Source organism: Flavobacterium psychroterrae (assembly GCF_018380615.1).
Classification (GTDB): domain Bacteria; phylum Bacteroidota; class Bacteroidia; order Flavobacteriales; family Flavobacteriaceae; genus Flavobacterium; species Flavobacterium psychroterrae.
Window position 1 is genome coordinate 1 of sequence record NZ_JAGYVZ010000079.1, and the last position, 915, is coordinate 915.

Consider the following 915-nt stretch of genomic DNA (forward strand, 5'->3'; position numbering starts at 1 on the left):
CAATGCACAACCTTATTTTTTATAGAACGGTCTTAATCAAATCAGAGAAGTGTTCCCAGAAATAACGACCGATCGCTCTCGTTCTGAACACACGGCGGGAGCCGCAGTGCGTATGCGCGTGCCAGTGACCGACACCGTACAACGACCAACCCGAAGAGGGAGAATACTCGTACCAGTTTTCGTATTTATACTGCTCACGATCTGAATAATCAGGAACCCACGGTTTTTCTTCTCCTTCGTTGTTTAATGCCCTGATAATTACATCTAACTTATAATTGTTAATTACGGATAGCTTATCAGATTCATTTTGCAAGTGATCTACACCAGGCATTAATGTAATATCTAATCCCTCGGCAATGAATGCTTTTTCAATTGTGTTTATCGTTAATTCCATTATCTTATTTTAATTAAATTGATTTGATTTTTTTTTATGTTTCAATTAGTTTATAAAATCTCTTTGATCAAATCAGAGAAGTGTTCCCAGAAATAACGACCAATCGCTCTCGTTCTGAACACACGGCGGGAGCCGCAGTTCGTACCCGGGTTCCAGCCAACGACAACGGTCAACGACCAACCCGAAGAGGGAGAATACTCGTAGACATTCTCGTATTTATATTGATCGCTATCTGAATAATCATCAACCCAAGGTTTATCCTGACCTTCGTTGTTTAAAGCAGCTATAATTACTTCTAATTTATAGTTAGTAATTACTGTTTTCTTATAAGTCTCATTTTGCAGATGATCTACACCAGGCATTAATGTAATATCTAATCCCTCGGCAATGAATGCTTTTTCAATTGTGTTTATCGTTAATTCCATTGTATTATTTAATTAGGTTGATGTAAATTTCTTTGAATGTGTCCCAAGCGTATTGAGCGTGTTCGCGATCGAGGAACGCTTGGCGGGAGCCGCAGT

At 39.0% G+C, this 915-nt stretch carries 2 protein-coding genes; both read right to left on the bottom strand.

Features of this window, described 5'->3' with window-relative positions:
- Positions 1-19: 19 nt before the first annotated feature.
- A complete protein-coding gene (locus tag KHA90_RS25115) occupies positions 20-394 on the bottom strand; it encodes a hypothetical protein (RefSeq protein WP_213308278.1) in 375 nt (124 codons plus the stop codon).
- Positions 395-444: 50 nt separating this feature from the next.
- Positions 445-819, bottom strand: a complete 375-nt coding sequence (locus tag KHA90_RS25120; RefSeq protein WP_213308280.1) for a hypothetical protein — start codon at positions 817-819, stop codon at positions 445-447.
- Between the last annotated feature and the right edge of the window lie 96 nt (positions 820-915).